The organism is Paenirhodobacter sp., assembly GCF_047600745.1.
Classification (GTDB): Bacteria; Pseudomonadota; Alphaproteobacteria; order Rhodobacterales; family Rhodobacteraceae; genus Rhodobacter.
The window spans coordinates 710,992-737,309 of record NZ_JASGKI010000001.1 but is presented as its reverse complement, the minus strand read 5'-3'; the positions used below and the strand labels follow the sequence as shown (position 1 = coordinate 737,309).

The 26,318-nt window shown below is 66.7% G+C and carries 23 protein-coding genes and 1 pseudogene; 11 read left to right on the top strand and 13 right to left on the bottom strand.

Features of this window, described 5'->3' with window-relative positions:
• Positions 1-8 precede the first annotated feature (8 nt).
• Positions 9-758, top strand: coding sequence for an EcsC family protein (locus tag QM789_RS03930; protein ID WP_420350649.1), 750 nt, complete (start codon positions 9-11; stop codon positions 756-758).
• Here QM789_RS03930 and ptsP read toward each other — a convergent pair.
• From ptsP to QM789_RS03895, 7 genes are all read right to left on the bottom strand, one after another.
• Positions 755-2,992, bottom strand: a complete 2,238-nt coding sequence (gene ptsP / locus QM789_RS03925) for a phosphoenolpyruvate--protein phosphotransferase (protein ID WP_420350648.1) — start codon at positions 2,990-2,992, stop codon at positions 755-757. The genes QM789_RS03930 and ptsP overlap by 4 nt on opposite strands.
• A gap of 60 nt (positions 2,993-3,052) precedes the next feature.
• Positions 3,053-4,315 carry an aspartate kinase gene (locus QM789_RS03920; RefSeq protein ID WP_420350647.1) on the bottom strand — a complete coding sequence of 421 codons (1,263 nt, stop codon included), beginning with the start codon at positions 4,313-4,315 and terminating at the stop codon, positions 3,053-3,055.
• An 82-nt stretch (positions 4,316-4,397) separates the two neighbouring features.
• Complete coding sequence (locus tag QM789_RS03915; RefSeq protein ID WP_420350646.1) at positions 4,398-4,805, bottom strand: DUF1178 family protein; 408 nt, start codon at positions 4,803-4,805, stop codon at positions 4,398-4,400.
• Between the two features lie 34 nt (positions 4,806-4,839).
• A complete protein-coding gene (locus QM789_RS03910) occupies positions 4,840-5,316 on the bottom strand; it encodes an NUDIX hydrolase (protein WP_420350645.1) in 477 nt (158 codons plus the stop codon).
• A gap of 137 nt (positions 5,317-5,453) precedes the next feature.
• Positions 5,454-6,662, bottom strand: a complete 1,209-nt coding sequence (locus QM789_RS03905) for a 3-deoxy-D-manno-octulosonic acid transferase (RefSeq protein ID WP_420350644.1) — start codon at positions 6,660-6,662, stop codon at positions 5,454-5,456.
• Positions 6,663-6,752: 90 nt separating this feature from the next.
• The gene (locus tag QM789_RS03900; RefSeq protein ID WP_420350643.1) at positions 6,753-9,821 is read right to left on the bottom strand and encodes an efflux RND transporter permease subunit; all 3,069 of its coding nucleotides are present in this window, start codon (positions 9,819-9,821) and stop codon (positions 6,753-6,755) included.
• A 10-nt stretch (positions 9,822-9,831) separates the two neighbouring features.
• Entirely contained in the window at positions 9,832-10,935 is a 1,104-nt protein-coding gene (locus QM789_RS03895; protein WP_420350642.1) for an efflux RND transporter periplasmic adaptor subunit, read from the bottom strand.
• A gap of 294 nt (positions 10,936-11,229) precedes the next feature.
• On the opposite strand from QM789_RS03895, the gene QM789_RS03890 reads away from it, so the two are divergent.
• The 3 genes from QM789_RS03890 to QM789_RS03880 all read left to right on the top strand — a co-directional run bounded on the left by QM789_RS03890 (position 11,230) and on the right by QM789_RS03880 (position 12,459).
• Positions 11,230-11,538 carry an antibiotic ABC transporter gene (locus QM789_RS03890; RefSeq protein ID WP_420350641.1) on the top strand — a complete coding sequence of 103 codons (309 nt, stop codon included), beginning with the start codon at positions 11,230-11,232 and terminating at the stop codon, positions 11,536-11,538.
• A gap of 348 nt (positions 11,539-11,886) precedes the next feature.
• Positions 11,887-12,207 carry a hypothetical protein gene (locus tag QM789_RS03885; RefSeq protein WP_420350640.1) on the top strand — a complete coding sequence of 107 codons (321 nt, stop codon included), beginning with the start codon at positions 11,887-11,889 and terminating at the stop codon, positions 12,205-12,207.
• A gap of 66 nt (positions 12,208-12,273) precedes the next feature.
• A complete protein-coding gene (locus QM789_RS03880; protein ID WP_420350639.1) occupies positions 12,274-12,459 on the top strand; it encodes a hypothetical protein in 186 nt (61 codons plus the stop codon).
• Here QM789_RS03880 and QM789_RS03875 read toward each other — a convergent pair.
• Positions 12,445-13,230, bottom strand: coding sequence for an alpha/beta fold hydrolase (locus QM789_RS03875; protein WP_420350638.1), 786 nt, complete (start codon positions 13,228-13,230; stop codon positions 12,445-12,447). The two genes, QM789_RS03880 and QM789_RS03875, sit on opposite strands and share 15 nt — an antisense overlap.
• Positions 13,231-13,307: 77 nt before the next feature.
• On the opposite strand from QM789_RS03875, the gene QM789_RS03870 reads away from it, so the two are divergent.
• A complete protein-coding gene (locus QM789_RS03870; RefSeq protein ID WP_420350637.1) occupies positions 13,308-13,676 on the top strand; it encodes a hypothetical protein in 369 nt (122 codons plus the stop codon).
• Positions 13,677-13,707: 31 nt separating this feature from the next.
• Here the strand turns inward: QM789_RS03870 and glyA are convergent, their stop codons facing one another.
• A complete protein-coding gene (glyA, locus tag QM789_RS03865; RefSeq protein ID WP_420350636.1) occupies positions 13,708-15,000 on the bottom strand; it encodes a serine hydroxymethyltransferase in 1,293 nt (430 codons plus the stop codon).
• A gap of 163 nt (positions 15,001-15,163) precedes the next feature.
• Here glyA and QM789_RS03860 point away from each other — a divergent pair, with 163 nt between their 5' ends.
• Complete coding sequence (locus QM789_RS03860) at positions 15,164-15,925, top strand: NAD kinase (RefSeq protein ID WP_420350635.1); 762 nt, start codon at positions 15,164-15,166, stop codon at positions 15,923-15,925.
• Here QM789_RS03860 and QM789_RS03855 read toward each other — a convergent pair.
• The 3 genes from QM789_RS03855 to QM789_RS03845 form a co-directional block, all read right to left on the bottom strand.
• A complete protein-coding gene (locus QM789_RS03855; protein WP_420350634.1) occupies positions 15,922-16,527 on the bottom strand; it encodes a response regulator in 606 nt (201 codons plus the stop codon). The two genes, QM789_RS03860 and QM789_RS03855, sit on opposite strands and share 4 nt — an antisense overlap.
• Before the next feature lie 219 nt (positions 16,528-16,746).
• On the bottom strand, positions 16,747-18,639 hold the full coding sequence (locus QM789_RS03850; protein ID WP_420350633.1) for a propionyl-CoA synthetase: 1,893 nt from the start codon (positions 18,637-18,639) through the stop codon (positions 16,747-16,749).
• Between the two features lie 213 nt (positions 18,640-18,852).
• Positions 18,853-21,132: an NADP-dependent malic enzyme gene (locus tag QM789_RS03845; protein ID WP_420350632.1), complete on the bottom strand. Its 2,280-nt coding sequence runs from the start codon at positions 21,130-21,132 to the stop codon at positions 18,853-18,855.
• Positions 21,133-21,280: 148 nt separating this feature from the next.
• Between QM789_RS03845 and QM789_RS03840 the strand changes: the two genes are divergently transcribed.
• The 5 genes and pseudogenes from QM789_RS03840 (at position 21,281) to QM789_RS03820 (ending at position 25,580) form a co-directional block, all read left to right on the top strand.
• Positions 21,281-21,673, top strand: coding sequence for a cytidine deaminase (locus QM789_RS03840; RefSeq protein ID WP_420350631.1), 393 nt, complete (start codon positions 21,281-21,283; stop codon positions 21,671-21,673).
• Positions 21,673-22,996: pseudogene (locus tag QM789_RS03835) on the top strand (thymidine phosphorylase). Before QM789_RS03840 ends, QM789_RS03835 begins: the two are co-directional and overlap by 1 nt.
• The gene (locus tag QM789_RS03830) at positions 22,993-24,171 is read left to right on the top strand and encodes a phosphopentomutase (protein WP_420350630.1); all 1,179 of its coding nucleotides are present in this window, start codon (positions 22,993-22,995) and stop codon (positions 24,169-24,171) included. Before QM789_RS03835 ends, QM789_RS03830 begins: the two are co-directional and overlap by 4 nt.
• A 9-nt stretch (positions 24,172-24,180) precedes the next feature.
• Positions 24,181-24,813, top strand: a complete 633-nt coding sequence (gene upp, locus QM789_RS03825; protein ID WP_420350629.1) for a uracil phosphoribosyltransferase — start codon at positions 24,181-24,183, stop codon at positions 24,811-24,813.
• Complete coding sequence (locus QM789_RS03820) at positions 24,810-25,580, top strand: SPOR domain-containing protein (RefSeq protein WP_420350628.1); 771 nt, start codon at positions 24,810-24,812, stop codon at positions 25,578-25,580. The genes upp and QM789_RS03820 overlap by 4 nt, the downstream gene beginning before the upstream one ends.
• Before the next feature lie 432 nt (positions 25,581-26,012).
• Here the strand turns inward: QM789_RS03820 and rpmB are convergent, their stop codons facing one another.
• Entirely contained in the window at positions 26,013-26,300 is a 288-nt protein-coding gene (gene rpmB, locus QM789_RS03815; RefSeq protein ID WP_420350627.1) for a 50S ribosomal protein L28, read from the bottom strand.
• Positions 26,301-26,318 lie beyond the last annotated feature (18 nt).

The window sequence follows — 26,318 nt, the reverse complement described above, 5'->3', positions numbered from 1 at the left end:
AGAGCGCCATGCAAGAAGTCCTGCTGCCCGTCAAGGATACCACCGTCATCGCCCAGCTCGACCTGCTGGCGAAACGCTATCGCGGCGCGGCGGGGCCGGTGATGCAGGTGCTGAGCTTTGTCGGCGGTTCGGCCGAGACGCTGCTGGCGCGGCTGCCCGCGCCGGTGCGTTCCGGGCTCGAAGGGGCGACGGAAAAGGCGCTGCTGACGGCGACGGGGGCGGCCACGCGGTCGCGCCATGTGATCGGCGACCGGCCCGATTGGGTGAACCGGGCGCTGACCACGGCAATGGGTGCGGCGGGCGGCTTTGGCGGCATCGCCGGGTCGCTGGCGGAACTGCCGTTTACCGTCACGATGCTGTTGCGCGCGATTCAGGGCATCGCCGCCGAACATGGCTTCGATCCGGAGGACGAGGAGATCCGGATGGAATGCCTGCGGGTCTTTGCCGTGGCGGGGCCGCTGGCACGTGATGACGGCACGGATCTGGGGTTCTTTACCGCGCGGATGACGATCACCGGGGCGGGGCTGAACGGGCTGATCACCAAGGTGGCGCCGAAACTTGCCGGTGTGCTGGGGCAGAAGCTCGCGGCGCAGACGGCGCCGGTTCTGGGCGCGGTGGCGGGGGCGGCGGTGAATTATGCCTTCACCAGCTATTATCAGGAAATCGCCCGGGTGCATTTCGGGTTGAAGAGCCTCGCGCGCGAATCGGGGCAGGACGAGGGCCTGCTGCGCGAGGAACTGGTCGCCCGGATCCGCTAGAGCCGCGACAGGTAATCCGTCACCGCCGGGCGCACGTTCTGCGCGCCCTTGTTGCGGGCGTCGTGGATTACCTGATGCAGGTCGTTCAGGTTCGCGCGCCGGATCAGATGTTTCACCGGCCCGATCGAGGCCGGGCGCATCGACAGCGTGCGGATCCCGAGCGCCGCGAAGGCCAGCGCCTCGACCGGGCGCCCGGCATCCTCGCCACAGAAGCTCAGCGCGGTGTCGGTGTGCCGGCAGCGCACGATGATCCGTTCGATGAAGGTCAGGAAAGCGCTGTCGAGCGTATCGTAGCGCTTGCGCACGCGCTCGTTCTCGCGGTCGGCGGCGAAAAAGAACTGTTTCAGGTCGTTCCCGCCGATCGAGATGAAATCGCAGGCGGTATAGAAACTGTCCTGCGCGAAGGCGAGCGAGGGCGTTTCCAGCATCGCGCCGATCTTCAGTTCGGACGGCACGACGCGGCCCAGCGATGCCTCGCGGTCGCGTTCGTGCAGCAGGGCGCTGCGGGCGGCGTGGAACTCATCCGGAGAGGCGACGAAGGGGAACATCACCGACAGCGGCCGCCCCTCGGCCGCGCGGATCAGCGCCTGCAACTGCATCCGCAGCACGCCCGGCTTGTCCAGCCCCACCCGGATCGCGCGCCAGCCCATCGCCGGGTTGGGTTCGTCCTGCGGCTTCATATAGGGCAGAACCTTGTCGGAGCCGATGTCAAGCGTGCGGAACTGCACCCGCTTGCCATCCGCCGCATCCATGACCCGCTTGTAAAGCGCGGCGAGTTCCCCCCGCCGCGGCACGCGCGCGCGCGTCAGGAACTGCAATTCGGTGCGGAACAGGCCCACGCCATCGGCGCCCGATCCCTTCAGCGAGGGCAGATCCGCCATCAGCCCGGCATTCATCATCAGCGTGACGGTCTGGCCAGACTGGTCGCAGGCGGGCAGGTCGCGCAGGTCGGCGTAGCGTTTCTGCGCCTCGGCGGCCATCGCGATCTTGTCGCGGAAGGCGGCGGCGACAGTTTCCTCCGGGCGCAGATGCACCACGCCCTGATCGCCATCGACCAGGATCGGATCGCCGTTCAGCGCCTCGGTCGTGATCCGCTCGGCATGGATCACCAGCGGAATCGCCAGCGCCCGCGCGACGATCGCCGCATGGCTGCCGACGGAGCCTTCCTCCAGCACCACGCCCTTCAGCCGCCGGCCATAGTCCAAGAGTTCCGCCGGGCCGATGTTGCGCGCGACCAGCACCGGGTTCTCCGGCAGTTCCGCGCCGGTATCCGTGCCCTGTCCGGTCAGCAGCCGCAGCAGCCGGTTCGACAGATCGGCCAGGTCGTTCAGCCGCTCGCGCAGATAGGGGTCGGGCGATTGCTCCAGCCGGGCGCGGGCGGTGGATTGCTCCTTCTCGACCGCCGCTTCGGCGGAGAGGCCCAGCCCGATGTCCTCGACCATCCGTGCCACCCAGCCACGCGACCGGGACAGCATCTTGTAGGCCTCAAGAACCTGCCGCTGCTCCTTGTCCATCGAGGCGGAATTGGTCAGGAGTCCGTCGATCTGCTCGCGCAGTGCGGCGACGGCCTCTTCCAGCCGGTGCTTTTCGGCATCCGGATCGTCGCCGACCGGATTGGTCACCACCACACGCGGCTCGTGCAGCCAGACCCGGCCTTCCGCCGCGCCCTCCTGCCCCGTGGCGCCGCGGAACATCACCGGGAAGCGATGCGTCGCGCCGATACCGTGGTCCGCGGTGAAGGCGCCAAGCTCCGTCATCTCGGCCAGCACCATCGCCACGACCTCAAGGCCATAGACCTCATCGTCGAGGAACTGCCGCCCCTGTTTCGACTGCACCACCAGAACGCCCAGCTTCTCGCCCACGCGCTGGATCGGCACGCCGAGGAAGCTGGAGAAGATCTCTTCTCCCGTTTCGGGCATGTAGCGGAACCCGGGTTCGGAGGGCGCATCGCCGGTGTTCACCGGCACCCCGGTGCGCGCGACGCGCCCGACCAGCCCTTCGCCCAGACGCATCCGGGTGTGATGCACCGCCGCGGCATTCAGCCCTTCGGTCGCACAAAGCTCAAGCGTCTCCGGATCGCGGAACAGGTAGATCGAACAGACCTCCGTGCCCATCGAATCGGCGATGAGGCTGGTGATCCGGTCGAGCCGGTCCTGTCCGCCCCCCGGCGTCGCCAGCGTGTCGCGCAGGCGACGCAGCAGGGTGCGACTGTCGCCTTTGCTACGATCGGGCATTCCGTTCCGTGCCCCCTTTGAAAAGACCCGCATTCCGCAAGGCCCCGGGCGGTTGCGCGCTCAGGCCACCTTGTCCAGTTCAAACGCATCATGAAGCGCCTGAACTGCCAGTTCCATATATTTCCGGTCGATCAGCACCGAAATCTTGATCTCCGACGTGGTGATGACCTTGATGTTGATTCCATCGGCAGCGAGCGAATCGAACATTTTCGCGGCAACGCCGGCATGGCTGCGCATGCCGATGCCGACGACCGAAACCTTGGCGACATCGGTGTCGATGATCAGTTCGTCATATTTGATCTTGCCCGCGGTCTTCGCGTCTTCGAGCGCCTTTTGCGCGCGGGCGACCTGGTTGATCGGGCAGGAGAAGGTCATGTCGGTGACGGCGCCGGGATGGGCTTCGTCGTAATCCTTTTCCGAGATGTTCTGCACGATCATGTCCACGTTCACGCCCGCATCGGACAGCGGCCCGAAGATCGCCGAGGCGACGCCCGGACGGTCCTCGATGGTGAACAGCGTGATCTTCGCCTCGTCACGGGAAAAGGCGATACCGGAGACGGCTTTCGATTCCATGATTTCATCCTCACCGCAGACAAGGGTTCCAGAATTCTCGTCGGTATCCTCGAAGGAGGACAGCACCCGCAGGCGCACATTGTAGCGCATCGCCAGCTCGACCGAGCGCGTTTGCAGCACCTTCGCGCCGAGCGATGCCAGTTCGAGCATTTCCTCGAAGGCGATCTTGTCGAGCTTCTTCGCCTTGTTCGAGACGCGCGGATCGGTGGTATAGACGCCATCCACATCGGTATAGATGTCGCAGCGCTCCGCACCGAAGGCGGCGGCGAAGGCGACGGCGGTGGTGTCCGATCCGCCCCGCCCGAGCGTGGTGATCCGGCCCTCGGGCGACAGCCCCTGGAAGCCCGCGACCACGGCGACCTTCATGCCTTCGTGGAATTTCTGGTCGATATTGGCGCGCGGAATGTCCACGAATCGGGCCGCGCCATGGGCGGAGGTGGTGTTGATCGGCACCTGCCAGCCCTGCCAGCTGCGCGCCGGGATGCCCATTTCCTGAAGCCGCAGCGCCATCAGCCCGGCGGTGACATTCTCGCCCGAGGCGACAACCGCGTCATATTCGCGGGCGTCATAAAGCGCCGAGGTCTTTTCGACCCAGCCGACGAGTTCGTTGGTCTTGCCCGACATGGCCGAGACGATGACGATGACATGATAGCCGCGCTCGACCTCGCGCTGGACCTTCGCCGCCGCATTCGCGATGCGGTCGAGGTCAGCCACCGAGGTGCCGCCGAATTTCATGACGAGGATCGGCATGATACTCCCCCTGAACGCCTGCGGACCCCTTGCCCGGCAGTCGTCGATCCTGCTAGCGGAAGGGGTGGAGGACTGCAAGGCGTCAGTTGGTCTTGCGCGGTCCGGCGAAGGGCAGGGGGGCCACGGGAATGCCGTCCTCGATCAGGGCGCGGGCCTCGTCAAGCCGGGCCTCGCCATAGATCGCGCGCTCGGGGGCGGTACCGTCATGGATCGCGCGGGCCTCGGCGGCGAAGTTCATGCCGACATAATCGGAATTCTCCTCCACCGCACGGCGCAGCGCCGCCAGCGCCTCGGCGCGCGGATCGGGGGCCGACAGGGGGCGCTCCTCAGCCCGGACGGCGGGCGCCATCAGCGCCTTTTCGACCTTGGCCGACCCGCAGACGGAGCAGGTCACCATTCCAGCCGCATGCAGCTTGTCAAAGGCCGCCGCGGAGGCAAACCAGCCGTCGAAATCATGACCTTGGGCGCATTTGAGGGTGTAGCGGATCATTGCGGGACCGTGGAACAGGATCCCCATGACATAATCAAGCCGGTCCCGAATGCAAGTCCGTCCGGGTGCGCAGCCCACGCAGCAGGGCGGCAAGCTCCGGCTCGGCCACCGATTTGACGGCGCGCTTGATCGTCATCCAACGGCGGCGGCGCTGCCCCTTCTCGGGGAACTTGGCCAGCAGCTTATCGACATGGACCGGATGCACCTCGATCCGGCAGGGCATCGGCTCGTTCGCGACCAGCATCTTCTGCGAAACATAGGTGCCGATCGCCGGTCCGGTCAGCCGCCCGACCACGCCCGCCTCTTCCCATGCCTCCGCCAGCGCGCTTTCGCCCTGGGAATGCCCGTCCTTCGCCCAGCCCTTGGGCAGAACCCACCGGCCGGTATCGCGTGAGGTGATCATCAGAACCTGCATCCGCCCGGCCTTGCGCCGCATGCACAGCGCGGCGAACTGGACAGGCTCGACTCCGCTGGCATCGCGGAGAAGCTGCAATTTCCTGTCGAATTTCATTGGTCCTGCACACCCCCGGGCAACTCGAAACGTCGCGCTTCTGCGTTGGGCCAGAAATAGGGGGCGAAGGTGACGAATTCCATAATCCGCGGCGGGAAAGCGGCGGCCCCGGGATCAAGCTGGCGGAAAATTACCAATCAGGCCGGAATCTGCTCAATAATTGATCGCGCAAGGGAGGAAACCGCGCCGGACTTCTGCAATCCGGCGAGCGTTTCGGTGCCCGTCTGGCCGATCCGCGCCTGTGTTTCGGGTGGCATCCGGAAGGCCTGCGCCAGCGTTGCGGCATCGGTGACCGGGATCGCGGCCCCGGCGGCATCGAGCGCGGCGAAGGCTTCGGCGTGATTGCTGCACGACGGGCCATGTACGATGGCGCAGCCATGGGCGGCGGGTTCAAAGGGCGTGTGCCCGCCCTTCGGCACCAGCGATCCGCCGATGAAACAGACACCGGCGGCGGTATACCAGTTCGCCATCTCGCCCATCGTATCGGCCAGCAGGACCGGCGCCGTCGGGGCTTCGCCGCCCGAGCGCAGGGTGAAGCCAAGGCCACGGGCGGCGATCAGGCGGGCGATCTCTGCGGCGCGGCGCGGGTGGCGTGGGGCGAGGATCAGCCGCAGGCTGGGCTCCTCGGCCCGCGCGCGGGCGAAGGCATCAAGGACGATTGCCTCCTCGCCCTCATGGGTCGAGGCGGCCAGCACGGTGCGCGCGCGTGGCCAGTCCAGCCGTTCGGTGGGGGGGGGGGCGGCCACGGCGGTCTTCAGGTTGAGCATCGGCAACAGGCGCGCGCGCGGCAGGCCGAGGCTCAGAAACGCCGCTTCGCTCGCCGGATCCTGCGCCGAAAGCGCCGTGATCGCACGGGTCAGCGCCGGGCCGAGCCCGGTCTTGCGCCAGCGGGCGGCAGAGCGCGCCGACATCCGCGCCCCCGCCACCATCACCGGCACCCCGCTGGCGGCGCATATCGCAAGGCGGTTCGGCCAGAGTTCATTTTCGATCACCAGCAGCCCCACCGGACGATGCCGGCCCAGGAAGCGGTGCAGGATCCACCGCGCATCGAGCGGCGCCGCCCGCACCGTGATCCTCGGATCGTTCCAGCCCTGCGCCATCTGCCGCGCGGTGACGGTGTTGACGGTCAGCAGCAGGCGCAGCCCCGGCCGCTGGGCCAGCAGCGCCTCGATCAGCGGATGCGCAGAGGCCAGTTCCCCGTTCGAGGCCGCATGGATCCACAGCGCGCCGGGCGCCGCAGCGCCGCCGCCCAGCCGTTCGCGCAGCACCTCGCGCGGCTCCCGCAGCCATAGCCGGACGAGCAAAAAGGGCAGCGCAAGCGCGAGAAGCAGGCGGTAGAGCAGCACGGGGCCTCCTGTGTCGGGCCGCATCAAGCCCGCGCGCGGCGCCGGATGCAAGGGCCGAAAGAGAAAGGGCGGGGAGATCCCCGCCCGCCCTCAGCCCGCCGCGATCCGCCGTTCCGCCGCCGCGCGCATCGCTTTGTCCGATGGCGCGATGAAGCTGTAGAACATCGGCACGACGAAAAGCGTGAACATCGTTCCGATCAGCAGGCCGGAGAACATCACGATCCCCATCGCCTCGCGCGCGGCGGCGCCCGCGCCTTCGGCCCGCACCAGCGGCACCACCGCCAGCGCCATCGCCGCCGTGGTCATCAGGATCGGCCGCAGCCGGGTCCGCGCCGCCAGAACGATCGCCTCGCGCCGGGTGTGGCCGTGTTCCTCACGCTGCTGATTGGCGAATTCGACCATCAGGATGCCGTGTTTGGTGATCAGCCCGACCAGCGTGATCAGCCCGACCTGAGAGTAGATGTTCAGCGTGCCGAGCCCGAGGTTCAGCGGCAGGATCGCGCCGAAGATCGTCAGCGGCACCGACATCAGGATGATGAACGGGTCGCGGAAGCTCTCGAATTGCGCGGCCAGCACGAGGTAGATCACCAGAACCGCCGCGCCGAAGGCGATGGCGATGGTGTTGCCCTGCTTCACCTCCAGCCGCGACTGACCGGAGTAGTCGATGAAGAACCCTTCGGGCATCAACTGCTGCGCCGCGCTGACGATTTCGGCCAGACCCTCGCCGGTGGAGGTGCCGGGGATCGGCAGCGCGGTGATCGAGGCCGAGTTGAGCTGGTTGAACTGCTGGATCTGCGCGGCCATCACGCCATTCTCGATCTTCACCACCGAGGACAGCGGCACCATCTCGCCGGTCGAGGCCTGGACGAAATAGCTGCCCAGTTGCTCGGGGTTGGCGCGCCATTCCTGCGGCACCTGGGTGATGATGTCATAGCTGTTCGAATCGCGGTCGAACTGCGCGACGGAGCCGCCGCCGACCAGCAGGCCGAGCGTCATGCCGATATCGGCGACCGAGACGTTCAGCGTCGCCGCCCGGTCGCGGTCGATCGTCACCAGAACCTCCGGCGCGTCGAAGTTGAGCGAGTTCTGCACGATGATGAACTTGCCCGAGGCCTGCGCCTTCAGCCGGACCTGTTCGGCCACTTCGGCCACCCGGTCGGCGCCGTGGATCGACTGGATGATGACCGAGATCGGCAGCCCGCCGCCGGTGCCCGGCAGGGTGGGCGGCGCGAAGGCAAAGCCTTGCAGCCCGGTGTTGCTGTCCAGCACGGTCTGGATCTCGGCCTGGATTTCGGCCTGGCTGCGGTCGCGTTCGGACCAGTCCTTCAGCGCCCAGATCAGGATGCCCATCGCATCGTCCCCGCCGAAGCCCGCGATCGAGAAATCGGTGCGGACCTCCGCGATATCGGCGGTGCCCCGCGAAATCTGGTCGATGTATTTCGCGGTATAGGTGTCGGTCGCATAGCGCGGGCCGTTGACCATCGCGAGCACCGCGCCCTGGTCTTCCTCGGGGGCGAGTTCGGTCGAGGTATTAACGAACATGTAGCCCATTACCGCGACCAGCCCGATCACGACCAGAATGGTCACCGGCCGGTAGTCGAGCGAGCCGTTCACCCGCCGCTCATACCAGTCGGCGAGCTTATCGAAGGTGCGGTCGACGAATTGCTGGAAGCCCGAGGCATGCCCCGCCTTCAGGATCCGGCCCGACATCATCGGGGTGATGGTCAGCGCGATCACCCCCGACAGGATCACCGATCCGGCGAGAGTGAAGGCAAATTCCTTGAACAACGCCCCCGTCAGCCCGCCGGTGAAGCCCAGCGGCGCCAGCACGGCGGCCAGCGTGATCGTCATCGCGATGACGGGGCCGGTGATTTCCTTCATCCCCTGCACGGCGGCGGGGATCGGTTTCATGCCGTCCTCGATATGGCGGTGGATGTTCTCGACCACGACGATCGCGTCATCGACCACCAGCCCGATCGCCAGCACCATGGCAAGCAGCGTGAGCAGGTTGATCGAATAGCCAAGCACCACCAGAACCGCCAGCACGCCAATCAGCGACAGCGGAATGGTGACGACCGGCATCAGCACCGAGCGGAACGAGCCGAGGAACAGCAGGATCACCACCACCACGATCACCACCGCCTCGGCGATAGTGTGGAACACTTCGCGGATCGAGGCCGAAATCGTGTCGGTCGAATCGTAGACCAGTTCGATGCTCATCCCCTCGGGCAGCCCCGCGTTGATCGCGGGCAGTTCCTTCGTCACCGCCTCGGCGGTGTCGAGCGGGTTCGCCGCGGGCGTCGGGAAGATGCCGATGAAGGTGCCCGCCTTGCCCTCGAAGGTAACGATTTCGCCCGATTCGTCGGAGGCCAGTTCCACCCGCGCCACGTCGCGCAGCCGCACGACGGCATCGCCATCGGCGCGGATCGGCAGGTTGCCGAAGGCCTCGGGCGTTTGCAGCGTGGATTTCAGCGTGATCGCCGCGGCGTAATATTCGTTCTTGGTCTTGCCTGGCGCGGACAGGAAGTTCGACGAATTGATCGCCGCCAGAACCTCCGCCGCCGTCACCTTGCGCGCGGCGAGCTTGTCGGGGTCGATCCAGACCCGCATCGAATATTTCGACGCGCCGATCACCTCGATCTCGGCCACGCCGGGGATCGTGGACATCCGCGGCCGGATCACCCGCTCGATATATTCGGTGAGCTGCTCCTTCGTCATGTTCGGGTTCAGCGCGGCCAGATACATCAGCGCGAAGGTATCGCCGGTGCCCTTCACGATCACCGGATCCTTGGAATCCGTGGGCAGGTCCGAACGCACCTGCTGCACCTTGGCCAGAACATCGGTCAGCGCGGCATCCGGATCGGAGCCGAGCTTCATGTTCACCGACACCACCGAGACCGAGGGCGTCGAGGAGGAGGTAACGTAGTCGATGTTCTCCGTCGTCGCCACGGCCTCCGCGATGGGCGCGGTGATGAAGCCCTGGATCAGGTCGGGCGAGGCGCCGGGATAGGTCGTGGTGATGGTGACGACGGTTTCGTCAACCTCGGGATATTGCCGCACGGGCAGGTTGAAATAGGCCGCGATGCCGAGCAGGAGCATGAAGGCCCCCACGACCATCGACAGCACGGGCCGGCGGATGAAGATTTCGGTGAAGTGCATCGGCGCGCCCTCAGTTCGCGGTCGCCGCGGCATCGGTGGTGATCGTCACCGGTGCGCCCGAACTCAGCCGGTTCTGCCCGGCATTCACCACCTTGTCGCCCGCCTTCAGGCCCGAGGTGATCTCGATCATCCCGGCCGACCGCCGCCCGAGCTGCACGAAGACCTGCCGTGCGACCAGATGCGCCGTATCGCTGCCCTCGGGCGTTTCCTCGCGCACGACATAGACCGAATCGCCATAGAGCGACGAAGCCACCACCGTCTGCGGCAGGGCGATGACGTCCTTCTCCTCCGGCAGATGGACGCGCACGCGCAGGAACTGGCCGGGCGTCAGATGGCCATTCGCCTCGGGCAGGATCGCGCGCAGGTTCACCAGCCGCGAATTCGGGTCGATCTTCGGGTCGATGCCGATGATGGAGCCCGCGACCTGCGTGCCGTCTTCCTCGCCGATGACGGTCACGGCCATGCCGCCCTTCACCAGCGCCGCCTGCTGCTCCGACAGGCTGAAATCGACGCGCATCTTGCTGCGGTCCTGGAGCGTCGCATAGACCGTCCCGGCGGAAACGAACTGGCCGACCTCGACGCGGGGGATGCCGATCGTCCCGGCGAAGGGGGCGTTGAGCTGTTTCATCGACAGCACGGCCTCCAGCTTCGCCACGGTCGAGCGGGCGGAAACCGCTTCCGCCTCCGCGCTGTCGAGGGTGCTGGTCGCCTGCACGCCGCGCTGTTGCAGGTTGCGCGCCCGGCGCAGCGTGATCTGCGCGAGGTCTTCGGTAGCCCGCGCGGCCTCAAGGTCCGCCCGTTCCTGCCGGTCGTCGATCTGCACCAGAAGCTGGCCCTGTTCGACGGTATCATTCGCCGCAAACCGGATTTCGCGCACGATGCCCGAGGCTTCGGTGGACAGGTCGCTGCCCTGCGCGGCATTCGCGGTGCCGATCGCCTCGATGCCGGGGGCCCAGGTGCCGGGGACGACTTCGGTGACCGTCACCGGAAACGCGGCGGAATTCATGGCCGCAAGAAACTGGGCGATCATCTTCGCGCGGAACAGGTTGAAGCCGACGATCCCCCCGCCGATGACGGCGAGCGCGATGATCGCAATGATGAAGCGTTTGATCATGACGGTCCTGTATGTGATCGGCCAGACGCGACGGCCCCGGATTGTGAACCGAAAAGTTCAGGATTCTCCGAAGAAGTCAATTCATTGTAATTCGACGGGCGAATACCCCCCATATAGACTAGCCCGCAGGGCGGTTTTGTCCACGGTAGCCGGGTAATCGGGTAAAATTTGTCGTAAGGTCATACTTTCGCGGAGACGCGAAACGGGGCATAGTCAGAGGAACCACGGTTCGGGGGGCGTGGTTGCCGGGCGGATTCCCGTCCGGAAGCAAGCAGCACAAGCGAGCGTCAAACAATGCTTTTCGACCCCGTAACCCCGATTTCCATCGCCCTTCAGGCCGCCCGCATCGGCTTCGAAGCGCAGACTGTCATCGCCATGCGTATGGCCGGGATGGTCGGCCTGTGGGAAACGCCCTCGTCGGAAATGACCCGCATGGTGGTCGAAAAGGCCGAGGCCGCCGTCGAGGCGATGGAGGCTTCCGCCTGGGCCATGATGGCGGGCAAGACGCCGGACAAGGTGCTGAAGGCCGGGATGACGGAGATCGGCCGTTACACCTCGCGCAACATGACCCGGCTGAGCCGGATGGGGCCGGTCAGGTGGTGACAGGATGCCGGATGGCGCATCCTCTCCACCTCTGACAGATCTCTCCGTCCACGGGGATAATCTCGCGGATGCTGGCGCCGGGACTGGACGCCTTCCGCTTCGCCGTGCGGCACTACGCTGATAGCCGCCTTTTTGGTCCGGCAATGCGTGGTCGGAATATCTGCGCCAGATGAGATGGAAGCTCCGGTGTTCCGGCAGATCCACGCGACCTTCCGGGCCGAAGGATCACGACTGGCTCGATCGTCCCTGATCGCCAGCCATGATTTCGGGATCTTTTCGCCTGCTGGTGCGGGGCGGGAGATACGGATTTTTAACCATATATCCGGCAGGATCGGGGCAGGAGGTGCCATGCCGATCATTCTGTTTCTACTTCTTCTGGCCGGATGTGGTGCTTCGCCTGCGCCGCAGTTCCGGGATGCCGTGCGCCATGACGTTACGCTGGATGGCTACCGCTTCGTCGTCTTTCACAAGGAGGATCAGGCGGAAGTGATCCGGTTTGGCTATCTGACGCCCAGTCAGCGCGACCCGGTGCCTGCGCTGATGATCCGGGCGGCGGAGCAGGTGACCGGGTGCAAGGTGACGGGGCCCTCCGCGGGGCCATGGAAATCGCCGTCCCTGCCCGGGGATAGCGGGGAGGCGCGCTTTCAACTGAAATGCAGTCCGGCTTGATCCGGATCAAAAACAAATTCCGAATATGATATATGAACGGGTGCAGCCAAAGCCACGGAGTTTGCCATGCTGCGCCTGTTCACCCTGCTTTACGCCTTGATCGGCCCGACCCTGGCCGGGGTTTTCATCACCGCGGCGCTGACGATGAACCGCGTCGATGCGCGCGCGATGATCGTGGCCGCGGTGGCGGGGTTCGTGCTGGCGCTGCCCGCCTCTTGGCTGGTGGCGAAGCAGCTTTCAGCCAACGGTTGAATGGCTGAGGAAATCCTCGACCGCAGTCTCGACCTCGCGCGGGCGCTCGGCATGCAGCCAGTGCCCGGCATCCACGCCCTGATATTGCGCCCGGGGAAACAGCGGCGCGATGGCGGCGCGTCCCTCCGCCGTGACGTAGGTCGATTTCGTCCCATACAGAAACAGCACCGGCCCGGGAAACGCCGTGCCCTCGGGCAGCGCGGGCCAGGACAGGATCAGCGGCAGGTTCTTCTCCAGCGCGTCGAGGTTCAGCTTCCAGCGCACCGGCCCGTCGCGCAGTTCCAGCGACTGCAACAGAAAGGCCCGGGTCGCCGGATCCTTCACCGTCTCCGCCAGCCGCCGGTCGGCTTCGCTGCGCGAGGTCAGATCGTCGATCCGCAGCGCCTTCATGTCGTGGATCAGGCCCTTGTGATAGGCGGCATGGCCATAGCTGACCGGCGCGATGTCGGCCACCACCAGCCGGTTCACCAGCCCGGGCCGGGTCAGCGCGAGCATCATCGACGCCTTGCCGCCCATCGAATGGCCCAGCACGTCGCAGGCCCGCCCCTGTGCCGCGATCACCTCGGCCAGATCGCCCGCCATCGCCGGATAGGAATGGTCGTCCGATCGGAAGCTGTCGCCATGGTTGCGCATGTCCAGCGCGATCACCTTGCGCCGGGCCGAGAGGTGACGCGCGACCACCCCCCAGTTCCGGGCGGATCCGAACAGGCCGGGGACGATCAGGAGCGGGGGCAGGGCGGTGTCTTCGCCGTGAACAATCGAATGCAGCATGACCCAAGATTACCGCGCCGCCCCAGCGGGTGCCAGAGAAGATTGCGGCCCCGGCGCACCCGGTCTAGGGTCCGGGCATGGAACCGACGAATGTGCATCAGATGACCGCTCAGGTCTCGCAGCTTCTGGCCGACCGGCTGGGTGCCCGGGGGCCGACCCTGCGCGATCAGCTGGACGCCGCCCGCCGATTGCCGCGCCGGGTGCGCCGCGCGGCCGGGGTTCTGGCGGAGGCGGAGCAGATGGCGGCCTCTCCGAAGATGGCGCGGCGGCTCGACATGGCGGCGGTGGGTCGGGCGCATGCGGCCTGCGTGAAATACCTGCGGCCGATCGGGGCGGGGGAGCGTGCGCGCAGCCTGGTGCTGGGCGTCGCGGCGAATGTGGTGCTGGGGATCGTGGTCGTCGGCGCGCTGGCGCTGCTGGTCGCGCGCTGGCGCGGGCTGATATGAAAGGGGCCGCGGTTTCCCGCGGCCCTCCGGATCACAGCGTCGGGTAGATCGGGAACCGCTTCAGCAGCGTCTCGACCTTGGCCTTCACCGCGGCTTCGACTTCGGCATTGCCCTCTTCGCCATTCGCGGCAAGGCCGTCCACCACTTCGACGATCAGCCGACCGATTTCACGGAAATCCGCTTCCTTGAAACCGCGCGTGGTGCCCGCCGGGGTGCCCAGGCGGACGCCCGAGGTTACCGTCGGCTTCTCCGGGTCGAACGGAATGCCGTTCTTGTTGCAGGTGATATGCGCGCGGCCGAGGGCCTTTTCCGTCGCATTGCCCTTCACGCCCTTCGGGCGCAGGTCGACCAGCATCACATGGGTGTCGGTGCCGCCGGTTACGATGTCCAGCCCGCCCTTCATCAGCTCATCCGCCAGCGCCTGCGCATTGGCGATGACCTGCTTCGCATAGACCTTGAACTCGGGCCGCAGCGCCTCGCCGAAGGCGACGGCCTTGCCCGCGATCACATGCATCAGCGGGCCGCCCTGAATCCCCGGGAAGATCGCCGAATTGACCTTCTTCGCGATCTCTTCGTTGTTGGTCAGGATCATGCCGCCGCGCGGGCCGCGCAGGGTCTTGTGCGTGGTGGTGGTGACCACATCGGCATGCGGGAAGGGCGAGGGATGTTCGCCGCCCGCAACCAGACCGGCGAAATGCGCCATGTCCACCATCAGCCAGGCGCCGACCTCATCCGCGATCTTGCGGAATTCGGCAAAGTCGATCTGGCGCGGAATCGCCGAACCGCCCGCCACGATCAGCTTCGGCTTGTGTTCGTTCGCCAGCGCGCGGACCTGATCGTAGTCCAGACGGCTGTCCTGCTGGCGCACGCCATACTGGACCGCGTTGAACCACTTGCCCGACTGGTTCGGGCGCGCGCCATGGGTCAGGTGACCGCCGGCATCGAGGCTCATGCCAAGGATCGTGTCGCCCGGTTGCAGCAGCGCGTTGAACACGCCCTGGTTCGCCTGGCTGCCGGAATTCGGCTGCACGTTGACGAAATCGCAGCCGAACAGCTGCTTCGCCCGGTCGATCGCCAGATTCTCGGCGATATCGACGAACTGGCAGCCGCCATAGTAGCGCTTGCCCGGATAGCCCTCGGCATATTTGTTGGTCATGACGGAGCCCTGAGCCTCCATCACCGCTTTCGAGACGATGTTCTCCGAGGCGATCAGCTCGATCTCGTCACGCTGGCGCCCCAGCTCCAGTTCGATCGACTTGAAGATTTCGGGGTCACGGGTGGCAAGGCTTTCGGTGAAAAAGCCCGGGTCGCGCTGGTCAGTCATCGCTGTCTCCTGACACGAAAGGGAAATGTCGCGGGTCGTTTATCGCAGAAAATCCGCCACCGAAAGCGCTCAAAGCGACCAAAGGCGCATTTGGCGCGCCACGGTGGCCTTGTCTTTCCGGCTGGCGCTTGCCACACCTGTGCCGGAAACCGGAGGAGCGGGCGTGAACAGACCGAACCACATCCATTTCACCGCCTCGGGCAGCGAGACGGCGCAGGCCGCTCTGGACGAACTGGTGGCGCTTTACGGGCAATCCCCGGTCGGGCGGGCCGATGTGATCGTGGCGCTCGGCGGCGACGGCTTCATGTTGCAGACCCTGCATTCCGGGGCGGGGCTGCCGGTTTATGGTATGAACCGGGGCTCGGTCGGCTTCATGATGAACGATTATGTGCCGGAAAACCTGCCCGCGCGCCTTGCCGCCGCCGAAGAGGCGGTGATCAATCCGCTCGCCATGACCGCGCAGACCGCCGACGGAGTGGTGCATGCGGCGCTGGCGATCAACGAGGTTTCGCTGCTGCGCGTCGGGCCGCAGGCGGCCAAGCTGCGGATTTCGGTCAACGGTCGGGTGCGGATGGAGGAACTGGTCTGCGATGGCGCGATCGTCGCCACCCCGGCGGGGTCCACGGCCTATAATTATTCGGTCCACGGGCCGATCCTGCCGATCGGGTCGGATGTGCTGGCACTGACCGGGATCGCCTCGTTCCGGCCGCGGCGCTGGCAGGGGGCGATCCTTCCGTCTTCGGCCGTGGTGCGGTTCGACGTGCTGGAGCCCGAGAAGCGCCCGGTGATGGCCGATGCCGATTCGCGCGCGGTGAAGCCCGTCCTGTGGGTAGAGGTCCGTTCCGAGCCAAAGGTGCAGCACCGCATCCTGTTCGACCCGGGCCATGGGCTCGAAGAGCGGCTGATGCGCGAGCAATTCGCCTAGGCCTGCCGCCACATCCCCATCTTGCGGTAAATTGTCGAGGGCGCGACGCCGAGTTCGCTGGCCGCGCGGGGCACAGAGCCATCATGCCGCGCAATGGCCTGTTCGATCGCGATCTTTTCGATCTCGGCCAGGGTCAGCCCCGACAGAACCCCGGGCAGGGCGGGGCTGGTCCCCTCCGGGTCCGGAACAAGGATCGGCGCGGTCGGACGGGCATCCGGAACCTGAACGGGGCGGAGCAGGGATTGCGCGACGGCGTGCAGCAACCGATCCTCGCCCACTGGCTTGATCAGGAAATCACGGGCCCCGAGGCGCATCGCCTCGACCGCGCGACCGATCGACAGATCCACGCTCAGGACGATCACCGCCGTGGCGGGGCGCAGCGCCAGCATTTCGCGCATCAGGTCGAGCCCGTTGCGATCCGGCAGAAACAGGCTCAGCAGAACTACCGTCGTGCCGGACCGATGGAACAGATCAAGCCCTTCGGCGGCGGATTTCGCCGTGACAACCGGATAGCCCGCATCGGCAAGGCAGGCCTGATAGGTCGTGCGCAGCGAGGGGATGTCCTCGATCACCAGCACGGGAGCCGATGAGGGAAGCGGCATTTTCGCGATGCTGCATGGATCGCGACCTGCCGCGCCCGATGCGTGACAGCGGCTCCCCCCATTCAGGCCGCCAGATATCGGAAGGGTCGTCGCTTTGTTCATCACTGGTCCTGCCGCATCATTCGCGGCCTTGTCCCGACAAATCAAGAGCTACAGCCGAAAGGGGGCGCTATACGCCCCCTTCAGGATTTCCACAGGGCCATTCGTGGCCGCGATACATCAGCCCGCCGGATAGCCGATCGTCTTCAGCCGCTCCGCGATCTCGTCCAGAATTACCGGATCGTCGATCGTCGCCGGAACCTTGAACGGCTGGCCGTCGGCGATCTTGACCATCGTCGCGCGCAGGATCTTGCCCGAGCGGGTCTTCGGCAGACGCTCGACCACCAGCGCGGATTTGAACGCCGCGACCGGGCCGATCTGCTGGCGCACCAGCTTCACGCAATCCTTGACGATCTCGGCCTCGCTCCGGGTCGTGCCCTTCTTCAGGCACAGGAAGCCCAGCGGCGACTGCCCCTTCAGATCGTCGGCCACGCCGATCACCGCGCATTCGGCCACGTCGGGGTGGGAGGCCAGAACCTCCTCCATCGCCCCGGTCGAGAGCCGGTGCCCGGCGACGTTGATCACGTCATCGGTGCGCGACATGATGTAAAGGTAGCCGTCCTCGTCGACATAGCCCGCGTCGCCGGTTTCGTAATAGCCGGGGAAATGCTCCAGATAGCTTTTGCGGAAGCGCGCCTCGGCGTTCCACAGGCCGGGCAGGGTGCCGGGCGGCAGCGGCAGCTTGATCGCGATCGCGCCGAGCGTGCCCGGCTCGACCGGATGGCCGCCCTCGTCCAGAACCTGCACGTTGTAGCCCGGCATCGGCACCGAGGGGCTGCCCGGCTTCACCGGCAGCAGTTCGATCCCGAGCGGGTTCGCCGCGATCGCCCAGCCGGTTTCCGTCTGCCACCAGTGGTCGATCACCGGCACGCCCAGATGCTCCTCGGCCCATTTCACGGTGTCCGGGTCCGCCCGTTCACCTGCCAGGAACAGCGCCTGAAGGTCGTGGAGCTTGTAGCGCTTGATCCATTCGCCGGTCGGATCCTCGCGCCGGATCGCGCGCAGGGCGGTGGGCGCGGTGAAGAAGCTCTTGATCCGCTGGTTCTGGATCACGCGCCAGAATACGCCGGGGTGCGGCGTGCCCACCGGCTTGCCCTCGAAGACCACCGTCTGCCCCCCGGCGATCAGCGGCCCGTAGCAGATATAGCTGTGGCCGACGACCCAACCCACATCCGAGGCCGCCCAGAACCGGTCGCCCGCCTCGATGTTGTAGATGTTCTTCATCGTCCAGGCGAGCGCCACCAGATGCCCGGCGGTCGAGCGGATCACGCCCTTCGGCTGCCCGGTCGTGCCCGAGGTATAAAGGATATAGGCGGGGTGGTTGCCCTCGACCGGCACGCATTCCGCCGGTTCCACGCCATATTGGAACGAGTGCCAGGCCACATCGCGGCCCTCTTCCAGCTTCGCCACTTCCTGTTCGCGCTGGTAGATCACGCAGAAGTCGGGCTTGTGCGTCGCGGCTTCGAGTGCGGCATCGAGCAGCGGCTTGTAATGCACGATCCGCCCGGGTTCGATCCCGCAAGAGGCCGCGATGATCGCCTTCGGCGTCGCATCGTCGATCCGCACCGCGAGCTCATGTGCCGCGAAGCCGCCGAACACCACCGAATGCACCGCGCCCAGCCGGGCACAGGCCAGCATCGCCTCCAGCGCCTCGGGGATCATCGGCATGTAGATGATCACCCGGTCGCCCTTTTCGATGCCCTTCGCCCGCAGCGCCCCCGCAAGCGAGGCCACCCGGTCGCGCAGTTCCCGGTAGGTGATGCCCTTCGTCGAATGGGTGATCGGGCTTTCGTGCATGATGGCGAGTTCGTCGCCCCGGCCCGCCTCGACATGGCGGTCCACCGCGTTCCAGCAGGTGTTCACCTTGGCGTCGCAGAACCATTCGTAGATCGGTGCGTTTTCGTCGAACAACGCTTTCGAGGGTTTTTCCACCCAGTCGATCGCTTCGGCCGCCTTCATCCAGAACCCTTCGGGGTCGGCTTGCCAGGCGGCATAAACGTCCTTGTATGTCATGCTTGAGTCTCCTCCAGACTTGCAAGCATGTAAGGCATCGGAGAAAAATTCCGCAACAATGTTACCGCCCGCAGGCGCATCGTAGCGGATAAAATTTGCAGATTCCGGCCGAAGATCCGGCAATAAATTTGCAAATGCAGGGGTTTTGTTTGCGTCCAGAAATTTTGCCGAAGGATTTGCAAAGCGGCGCCCGCGCGGGGCGCCGACTCCCCATCAGCCGTATTGCGAGACCGGCGTACCCGCCAGCGCGGAGATGTTCAGCAGCCCGCGCGTGGTGATCGAGGGCGTCACGATATGCGCGCGGTTCCCCATGCCCATCAGGATCGGCCCGACCTCAAGCCCCCCGGCCTTCATCTTCAGGATGTTGCGCACGCCCGAGGCGGTATCGGTATTGGCGAAGATCAGCACGTTCGCGGATCCCTCCAACCGGCTCTCCGGCAGTTGCCGGCGCCGCAGGTCCGGGTCCAGCGCGGCGTCGATGTTCATCTCGCCCTCATACTGGAAATCCGGCTCGCGCGCGTCGAGCATTTCCAGAACGGCGCGCATCCGGCGGCCCGAATCGATGTCGAGATTGCCGAACTGGCTGTGCGAACACAGCGCGACGCGCGGCGTCAGGCCAAAGCGGCGCACATGCCGCGCCGCGCCGATCACGGTGGCGGTGAGCTCGTCGGGTGTCGGTTCGTGGTGGACATGGGTGTCGGCGATGAACAGCGGCCCGTCTTCGAGGATCATCATGCTGAGCGCGCCGATCGGGTGCAGCCCGCCCCGCGCCAGAACCTGCCGGACGTAGTTCAGGTGCCACAGATATTGCCCGAAGGTGCCGCAGATCATGCTGTCGGCCTCGTCGCGGTGGACCATGACGGCGGCGATGGCGGTGGTGTTCGTGCGCATGATCGCCCGCGCCAGGTCTGGCGTCACGCCGCGCCGGGCCATCAGTTCATGATAGGTGCCCCAGTAGTCGCGATAGCGCGGGTCGTCCTGCGGGTTCACGATGTCGAAATCCACGCCGGGGCGGATCGGCAGGCCCGCGCGTTCGCAGCGGGCCGCGATCACGTCGGGCCGCCCGATCAGGATCGGCCGGTCGGTGGTTTCCTCCAGCATGCCGTTGGCGGTGCGCAGCACGCGCTCGTCCTCGCCCTCGGCAAAGACGATGCGGCGGGTGGCGGTGGCGGCGGCCTCGAACACCGGGCGCATGATCAGGGCGGATTTGAACACCGACCCTTCCAGCTTCCGGCGGTAGGCATCCAGATCGGCGATCGGCCGGGTGGCGACGCCGGTTTCCATCGCCGCCTTCGCCACGGCGACCGAAACAACCCCGATCAGCCGCGGGTCGAAGGGTTTCGGGATCAGGTAATCGACGCCGAAGGTCAGTCGCTCGCCGCTATAGGCCGCCGCTGCCTCGGCCGAGGTGGTGGCGCGGGCGAGCGCGGCGATGCCCTCGATACAGGCCAGCTGCATTTCGTCGTTGATCGTGGTGGCCCCCACATCCAGCGCGCCGCGGAAGATAAAGGGGAAGCACAGGACGTTGTTGACCTGGTTCGGGAAATCCGACCGGCCGGTGGCGATGATCGCGCCCGGCGCGACGGCGCGCACCTCGTCGGGCAGGATTTCGGGGGTGGGGTTCGCCAGCGCGAAGACGATCGGATCCTTCGCCATCTTCGCGACCATTTCGGGCTTCAGCACGCCCGGGCCGGAGAGGCCGAGGAACATGTCCGCGCCCGTGATCACCTCGTCGAGTGTGCGCAGGTCGGAGGGTTGCGCATAGGCCTCTTTCTGCGGCGTCATCTCTTCGTTGCGGCCCTGATAGACCAGCCCCTTGATGTCGCACAGCCAGACGTTTTCGCGCTTCACCCCCAGCTTCAGCAGCATGTTCAGGCAGGCGATCCCCGCCGCCCCGCCGCCGGTGGAGACGATCTTGATCTCCTCGAACTTCTTGCCCGCGATGCGCAGCGCGTTGGTGGCGGCGGCACCGACGACGATGGCCGTGCCGTGCTGATCGTCGTGGAACACCGGGATGTTCATCCGCTCGCGGCAGATCTTTTCGACGATGAAACAGTCGGGGGCCTTGATGTCCTCAAGGTTGATCGCGCCGAAGGAGGGCTCCAGCGCGCAGACCAGTTCGGCGAGCTTTTCGGGGTCGGACTGGTTCACCTCGATGTCGAAGGCGTCGATATTGGCGAATTTCTTGAACAGGACGGCCTTGCCTTCCATCACCGGCTTCGAGGCCAGCGCGCCGATATTGCCAAGGCCCAGCACCGCGGTGCCGTTCGTCACCACGGCGACCAGATTGCCGCGCGCGGTATAGCGCGATACGGTGGCGGGGTCGGCCTTGATCTCAAGGCAGGCTTCGGCGACGCCGGGGCTGTAGGCGCGGCTCAGGTCGCGACCATTGGCGAGGGGTTTCGTCGCTCGGATCTCCAGTTTCCCTGGGGTCGGGAATTCGTGATAGTCCAGCGCCGAATGCCGCGCCTGATCGTGCCTCGCCTCGTCCATGAGAGCCTCCCTGAAACTGGTTTAGCCTTAAACCACTCCGTGCCCTTGGGGAATAGGGCGGCCAGCGTGCGGCGGCAAGGCTCCGTATGGCCGCTTGCATCAACTTCGCGCGCGGCGCAGAATTCGGTGAAACAGCCCGGAGGCCCGAATGTCCCTTCTCGATGCGGCGCGCGAGGTGCGCGAGAATGCCTATGCTCCCTATTCGCGGTTCAAGGTCGGCGCGGCAGTGCGCGGGGCTTCGGGCCGGGTCTATCGCGGCGTGAATGTCGAGAATGTCGCCTATCCCGAAGGCACCTGCGCCGAGGCGGGGGCGATCGCGGCGATGGTGGCGGCGGGAGAGACCGAGCTGGTCGAGGTCGCCGTCATCGCCGACAGCCCGGAGCCCGTGCCCTGCTGCGGCGGCTGCCGCCAGAAGCTCGCGGAATTCGGTAAGCCCGGAACCCCGGTCACGCTGGCCACCGTTTCGGGCAAGGTTCTGGCCACCACGATCGGGGAACTCCTGCCCGCCCGCTTCGACCCGAGCCATATGGACAAGTGTTGATGGAGGCGCGCGGCATCATCGCGGCCCTGCGCGATGGCCGGGGGCTGGACGCCGGCGCGGCGCGGTGGTTCGCGCGCGGGCTGGCCACGGGGCAGGTGTCGGATGCGCAGGCGGGCGCCTTCGCGATGGCGGTCGTGCTGAACGGGATCGGCGATGCGGGCCGGGTCGCGCTGACCGAGGCGATGCGCGATTCGGGGCAGGTGCTGCGATGGGATCTGCCCGGCCCGGTGGTGGACAAGCATTCGACTGGCGGCATCGGCGACAGCGTGTCGCTGCTGCTCGCGCCGGCGCTGGCGGCCTGCGGGGTGTTCGTGCCGATGATCTCGGGGCGGGGGCTCGGCCATACCGGCGGCACGCTCGACAAGATGGAGGCGATCCCGGGCTATCGCGCCTATCCGGGGGTGGAGGCGCTGCGCAAGGTGGTGGCGGAGGTCGGCTGTGCGATCATCGGAGCCACCGGCGAAATCGCCCCGGCGGACCGGCGCCTCTATGCGGTGCGCGACGAATCCGCCACGGTCGAGAAGCATCGACCTGATCACCGCCTCGATCCTGTCGAAGAAGCTGGCGGCGGGGCTGGAGGCGCTGGTTCTGGATGTGAAGGTGGGTTCCGGTGCCTTCCTGCCTGACATGGAGCAGGCGCGCGCGCTGGCCCGGGCGCTGGTCGCCACGGCGAACGGGGCGGGGTGCCGGACCACCGCGCTGATCACCGACATGAGCCAGAGCCTTGGTCATTCGGCGGGCAATGCGCTGGAGGTGCTGGAAGTGATGGAGACGCTGACCGGCACGGCGGTGAACGAAGCGCTGTGGGATGTGGCGGCGGCGCTTGGCGGCGAGGCGCTGGCGCTTGCGGGCCGGGCGGCGGATCTGGATGAGGGCGCGGCGATGATCGACCATGCGCTGGAATCGGGCCGCGCGGCAGAGGTATTCGGCCGGATGGTGGCGGCGCTCGGCGGCCCGGCGGATTTCGTGGAGCGCTATCCGGACCGGCTGCCCGCGGCGCCGGTGATCGTGCCGGTGCCCGCGCCGCGGGCGGGGTTCGTGGCCCGGGTGGACGGGCGCGCGCTTGGCGAGGCGGTGGTGCGGCTGGGCGGCGGGCGGCTGGTGGCGACGGATCGGGTGAACCCTTCGGTCGGGCTGACGGGGCTTGCCGTGATCGGCGAGGAAATGGCCGAGGGCGAGCCGCTCGCCCTGATCCATGCCGCCAATGACACGGACGCCGCGCGCGCCGTGGCCGCCGTCCGCGCGGCCTATGGCCTGTCCGCAGACCTGCCCGAGGAACCGCCGCTGATCCATGACCGCATCGGCCCGGAGGATGTCGCATGAGCCGGGCTTTCCTGATCGTGATGGACAGCGTGGGCATCGGCGGAGCGCCGGATGCCGGGACGTTCTTCAACGAGGGCACGCCCGACACCGGGGCGAATACCGTGGGCCATATCGCGCAGGCTCGGCCTTTGCGAATGCCGGTGCTGGACGGGCTGGGCCTTGGCGCGGCGGTGGAATTGGCCTCCGGGCTGCGGGCGCCGGGGCTGGGGGCTGCGCCGACCGGCCTGTGGGGCGCGGCGACGGAAGTGTCGCGCGGCAAGGATACCCCCTCCGGCCATTGGGAACTGGCCGGGGTGCCGGTGCCGTGGGACTGGCACTATTTCCCCGACCGCGAAAACAGCTTCCCCGCCGATCTGGTCGCGCAGGTGGCCCGCGCGGCGGGGACGGCGGGGATTTTGGGCAATTGCCACGCGCCCGGCACCGCGATCATCGAACGGCTGGGGGCCGAACATCTGCGCAGCGGCTGGCCGATCTGCTACACCTCCGCCGACAGCGTGTTCCAGATCGCCGCGCATGAGGAGAGCTTCGGCCTCGATCGCCTGCTGACCCTGTGCCGCGCCATCGCCCCGGTGCTGCATGCGATGCGGGTGGGGCGGGTGATCGCGCGGCCCTTTACCGGTACCCCCGGCCATTTCACCCGCACCCCGAACCGGCGCGATTTCGCGATCGAACCACCCGGGGCGACGATCCTCGACCGGGCGCAGGCGGCGGGCCGGGTGACCCATGCCATCGGCAAGATCGGCGATATCTTCAGCCATCGCGGCATTGACCGGCTGCACAAGGGCCGGGACGATGCCGCGCTGATGGAGCACCTGATCCGGCTGGCGGATGAGGCCGAACCGGGCAGCCTGACCTTCGCCAATTTCGTCGAGTTCGACAGCCTCTATGGCCACCGCCGCGATGTGGCGGGCTATGCCCGGGCGCTCGAATGGTTCGATGAACGGGCGGGGGTGTTCCTGTCGCGGCTGCGCCCCGGGGATCTGGCGCTTTTTACGGCAGATCACGGCAATGACCCGACCTTCACCGGCACCGACCACACGCGGGAGCGGGTTCCGGTGCTGGGCTACGGGTTGGGTTTGAAACCTGTCGGCCAAGTGGGTTATGTGGATGTGGCGGCATCGGTCGCCGCGCATCTGGGGCTGGCTGCCGAAGGGCCGGGGCGCGCATTCATATAGGGGACGCAGATGGACGAGTTCGTGACGGTGGTGGATCACCCGCTGGTGCAGCACAAGCTGACGCTGATGCGCGAGAAGGACGCCTCGACCGCGAGTTTCCGCCAGTTGCTGCGCGAAATCAGCCTGCTTCTGGCCTATGAGGTCACCCGCGGCCTTGAGGTCACGAAGAAGACGATCGAAACCCCGCTCTGCACCATGGAGGCGCCGATCCTGGAGGGCAAGAAGCTCGCGCTGGTGTCGATCCTGCGGGCGGGCAACGGGCTGCTGGACGGCATCCTGGAGCTGATCCCGGCGGCGCGGGTCGGCTTCATCGGGCTCTATCGCGATCCGGAGACGCTGCAACCCGTCGAATATTACTGCAAGGTGCCGCCGATGCTGGGCGAGCGGATGGTGATCGTCGTCGATCCGATGCTGGCCACTGGCAACAGTTCGGCGGCGGCGGTGCAGATGCTCAAGGACCGGGGGGCGAAGAATATCCGCTTCCTGTGCCTGCTGGCCGCGCCCGAGGGCATCGCGCATATGCGCGCGGCGCATCCGGATGTGCCGATCGTGACGGCCTCGATCGACGATCACCTGGACGATCACGGCTATATCGTTCCCGGTCTTGGCGATGCCGGGGACCGGATGTTCGGGACGAAATGATAAATCTGCGTGCGCTTGCTGTTGGCCTGATGGCGGCGCTGCCGGTGGCGGCGGGGCCGGTGGAACTGCCGCCGCCGGAGTATGCCGGGGCGCAATATGTCGATAGCGCGGGCTGCGTGTTCCGCCGCGATGCCGCAGGGCAGTGGCAGGCGCGGCTGACGCGTGACGGCCAGCCGCTGTGCGGCTATACGCCCAGCCCGGTGCCGGGCGCGCCCAGGCCGCTGGTGCAGGCCGCGCCGCAACGGGTGACGATCACCGAGACGCGGACGGTTCCGGGTGCGCTGACCAGTTGCCCGAACCGCCCGGCGATGGCGCAGCGCTATCTGTTGTCCGACGGGCGGGTGGTGATGCGCTGTTCCTCGCTGCGGGGCGATCCGGTGGGATTCATCAATGCCGCCGGGCTGCCGGGGCTGCGGGTCGAAGGGCCCGCGCCCGGGCCGCTGCCGGCAACGCCGCGGATGACCGTCCTGCTCGACCTCGCGCTGCGCAATCCGCTGCCCGAGGCGCCCCGGGCGCATGTCCCCGCCAAGATCCGCAAGCAAGGGCGCGAGCGCTTCGTGCAGATCGGTGCCTTTGGCGATCCGGAGAATGCGCAGAAGGTCAAGGCGCAGATCTGGGCGCTCGGGCTGCCGGTGGCGACATCGACGCTGAAGCGTGGCGGCAAGGAACTGGAGCTGATCTTCTCGGGGCCGTTCGATGCGAAGGGCGCCGATCAGGCCGTGCGCAAGCTGCGCCGCAACGGCTTCCGCGATGCCTTCGTCCGGTAGCTGAGCCCGGCGAGGGCGTTGCGGTCGTGGCCAGTTCCACCCGGCGCCGGTTGCGCCCGCTGGGGCCGTGGCGTGGCGCACTGGGTTAGTGGGCTGCTGAGAAAGGGTTTTGAGAAGCTGTTGTGGCCGAAATCGTTCTGGATTCGGTGACGGTCTGAAAATTGGGCATTTCCGGCCCATCCGAGGTGGTTTTCCCGGATCCTGGCTTGGCCCCTCTCATCGCGCGAACTTTTTCAACAACCTGTTAGTGCGGTTCCTTGCGGCAGTGGAACCCTGACGGGCAGCGCGGCCTTATCGTTCGCCGGGGTCATGACGCGGTGCTTTCGACCGGTGGTGGAGGCGCACCTGCCCGATCGCCCGCGCAGGTTTCCCCGCGGCAAAGCAAAAAGGGCGCGGGTTTCCCCACGCCCTTCCGGAATACTGTCGGGCCGATCAGGCGGCGGCCTGCGCCTTGACGATCGCCTTCTTGATCTTCAGCGCATTGGCCGAAAGCTCGGTGTCGGTCGCCTTCAGCAGATAGGCGTCCAGACCGCCGCGATGGTCGACCGAGCGCAGGCCGGCGGCCGAGATGCGCAGCTTGAACGACTGGCCCAGCACGTCGGAGATCAGGGTGACTTCGTTCAGGTTCGGCAGGAAGCGGCGACGCGTCTTGTTGTTCGCGTGGCTGATGTTGTTGCCCGACATCGGGCCCTTGCCGGTCAGTTCGCAGACGCGCGACATGGCGTGTATCCTTCGTTT

Excerpts from the sequence above, each read along its gene's own strand:
- QM789_RS03930 (WP_420350649.1), top strand. The coding sequence starts at position 9 with ATGCAAGAAGTCCTGCTGCCCGTCAAGGATACCACCGTCATCGCCCAG.
- ptsP (WP_420350648.1), bottom strand. The coding sequence starts at position 2,992 with ATGCCCGATCGTAGCAAAGGCGACAGTCGCACCCTGCTGCGTCGCCTG.
- QM789_RS03920 (WP_420350647.1), bottom strand. The coding sequence starts at position 4,315 with ATGCCGATCCTCGTCATGAAATTCGGCGGCACCTCGGTGGCTGACCTC.
- QM789_RS03915 (WP_420350646.1), bottom strand. The coding sequence starts at position 4,805 with ATGATCCGCTACACCCTCAAATGCGCCCAAGGTCATGATTTCGACGGC.
- QM789_RS03910 (WP_420350645.1), bottom strand. The coding sequence starts at position 5,316 with ATGAAATTCGACAGGAAATTGCAGCTTCTCCGCGATGCCAGCGGAGTC.
- QM789_RS03900 (WP_420350643.1), bottom strand. The coding sequence starts at position 9,821 with ATGCACTTCACCGAAATCTTCATCCGCCGGCCCGTGCTGTCGATGGTC.
- QM789_RS03895 (WP_420350642.1), bottom strand. The coding sequence starts at position 10,935 with ATGATCAAACGCTTCATCATTGCGATCATCGCGCTCGCCGTCATCGGC.
- QM789_RS03890 (WP_420350641.1), top strand. The coding sequence starts at position 11,230 with ATGCTTTTCGACCCCGTAACCCCGATTTCCATCGCCCTTCAGGCCGCC.
- QM789_RS03885 (WP_420350640.1), top strand. The coding sequence starts at position 11,887 with ATGCCGATCATTCTGTTTCTACTTCTTCTGGCCGGATGTGGTGCTTCG.
- QM789_RS03880 (WP_420350639.1), top strand. The coding sequence starts at position 12,274 with ATGCTGCGCCTGTTCACCCTGCTTTACGCCTTGATCGGCCCGACCCTG.
- QM789_RS03875 (WP_420350638.1), bottom strand. The coding sequence starts at position 13,230 with ATGCTGCATTCGATTGTTCACGGCGAAGACACCGCCCTGCCCCCGCTC.
- QM789_RS03870 (WP_420350637.1), top strand. The coding sequence starts at position 13,308 with ATGGAACCGACGAATGTGCATCAGATGACCGCTCAGGTCTCGCAGCTT.
- glyA (WP_420350636.1), bottom strand. The coding sequence starts at position 15,000 with ATGACTGACCAGCGCGACCCGGGCTTTTTCACCGAAAGCCTTGCCACC.
- QM789_RS03855 (WP_420350634.1), bottom strand. The coding sequence starts at position 16,527 with ATGCCGCTTCCCTCATCGGCTCCCGTGCTGGTGATCGAGGACATCCCC.
- QM789_RS03850 (WP_420350633.1), bottom strand. The coding sequence starts at position 18,639 with ATGACATACAAGGACGTTTATGCCGCCTGGCAAGCCGACCCCGAAGGG.
- QM789_RS03845 (WP_420350632.1), bottom strand. The coding sequence starts at position 21,132 with ATGGACGAGGCGAGGCACGATCAGGCGCGGCATTCGGCGCTGGACTAT.
- QM789_RS03840 (WP_420350631.1), top strand. The coding sequence starts at position 21,281 with ATGTCCCTTCTCGATGCGGCGCGCGAGGTGCGCGAGAATGCCTATGCT.
- QM789_RS03830 (WP_420350630.1), top strand. The coding sequence starts at position 22,993 with ATGAGCCGGGCTTTCCTGATCGTGATGGACAGCGTGGGCATCGGCGGA.
- upp (WP_420350629.1), top strand. The coding sequence starts at position 24,181 with ATGGACGAGTTCGTGACGGTGGTGGATCACCCGCTGGTGCAGCACAAG.
- QM789_RS03820 (WP_420350628.1), top strand. The coding sequence starts at position 24,810 with ATGATAAATCTGCGTGCGCTTGCTGTTGGCCTGATGGCGGCGCTGCCG.
- rpmB (WP_420350627.1), bottom strand. The coding sequence starts at position 26,300 with ATGTCGCGCGTCTGCGAACTGACCGGCAAGGGCCCGATGTCGGGCAAC.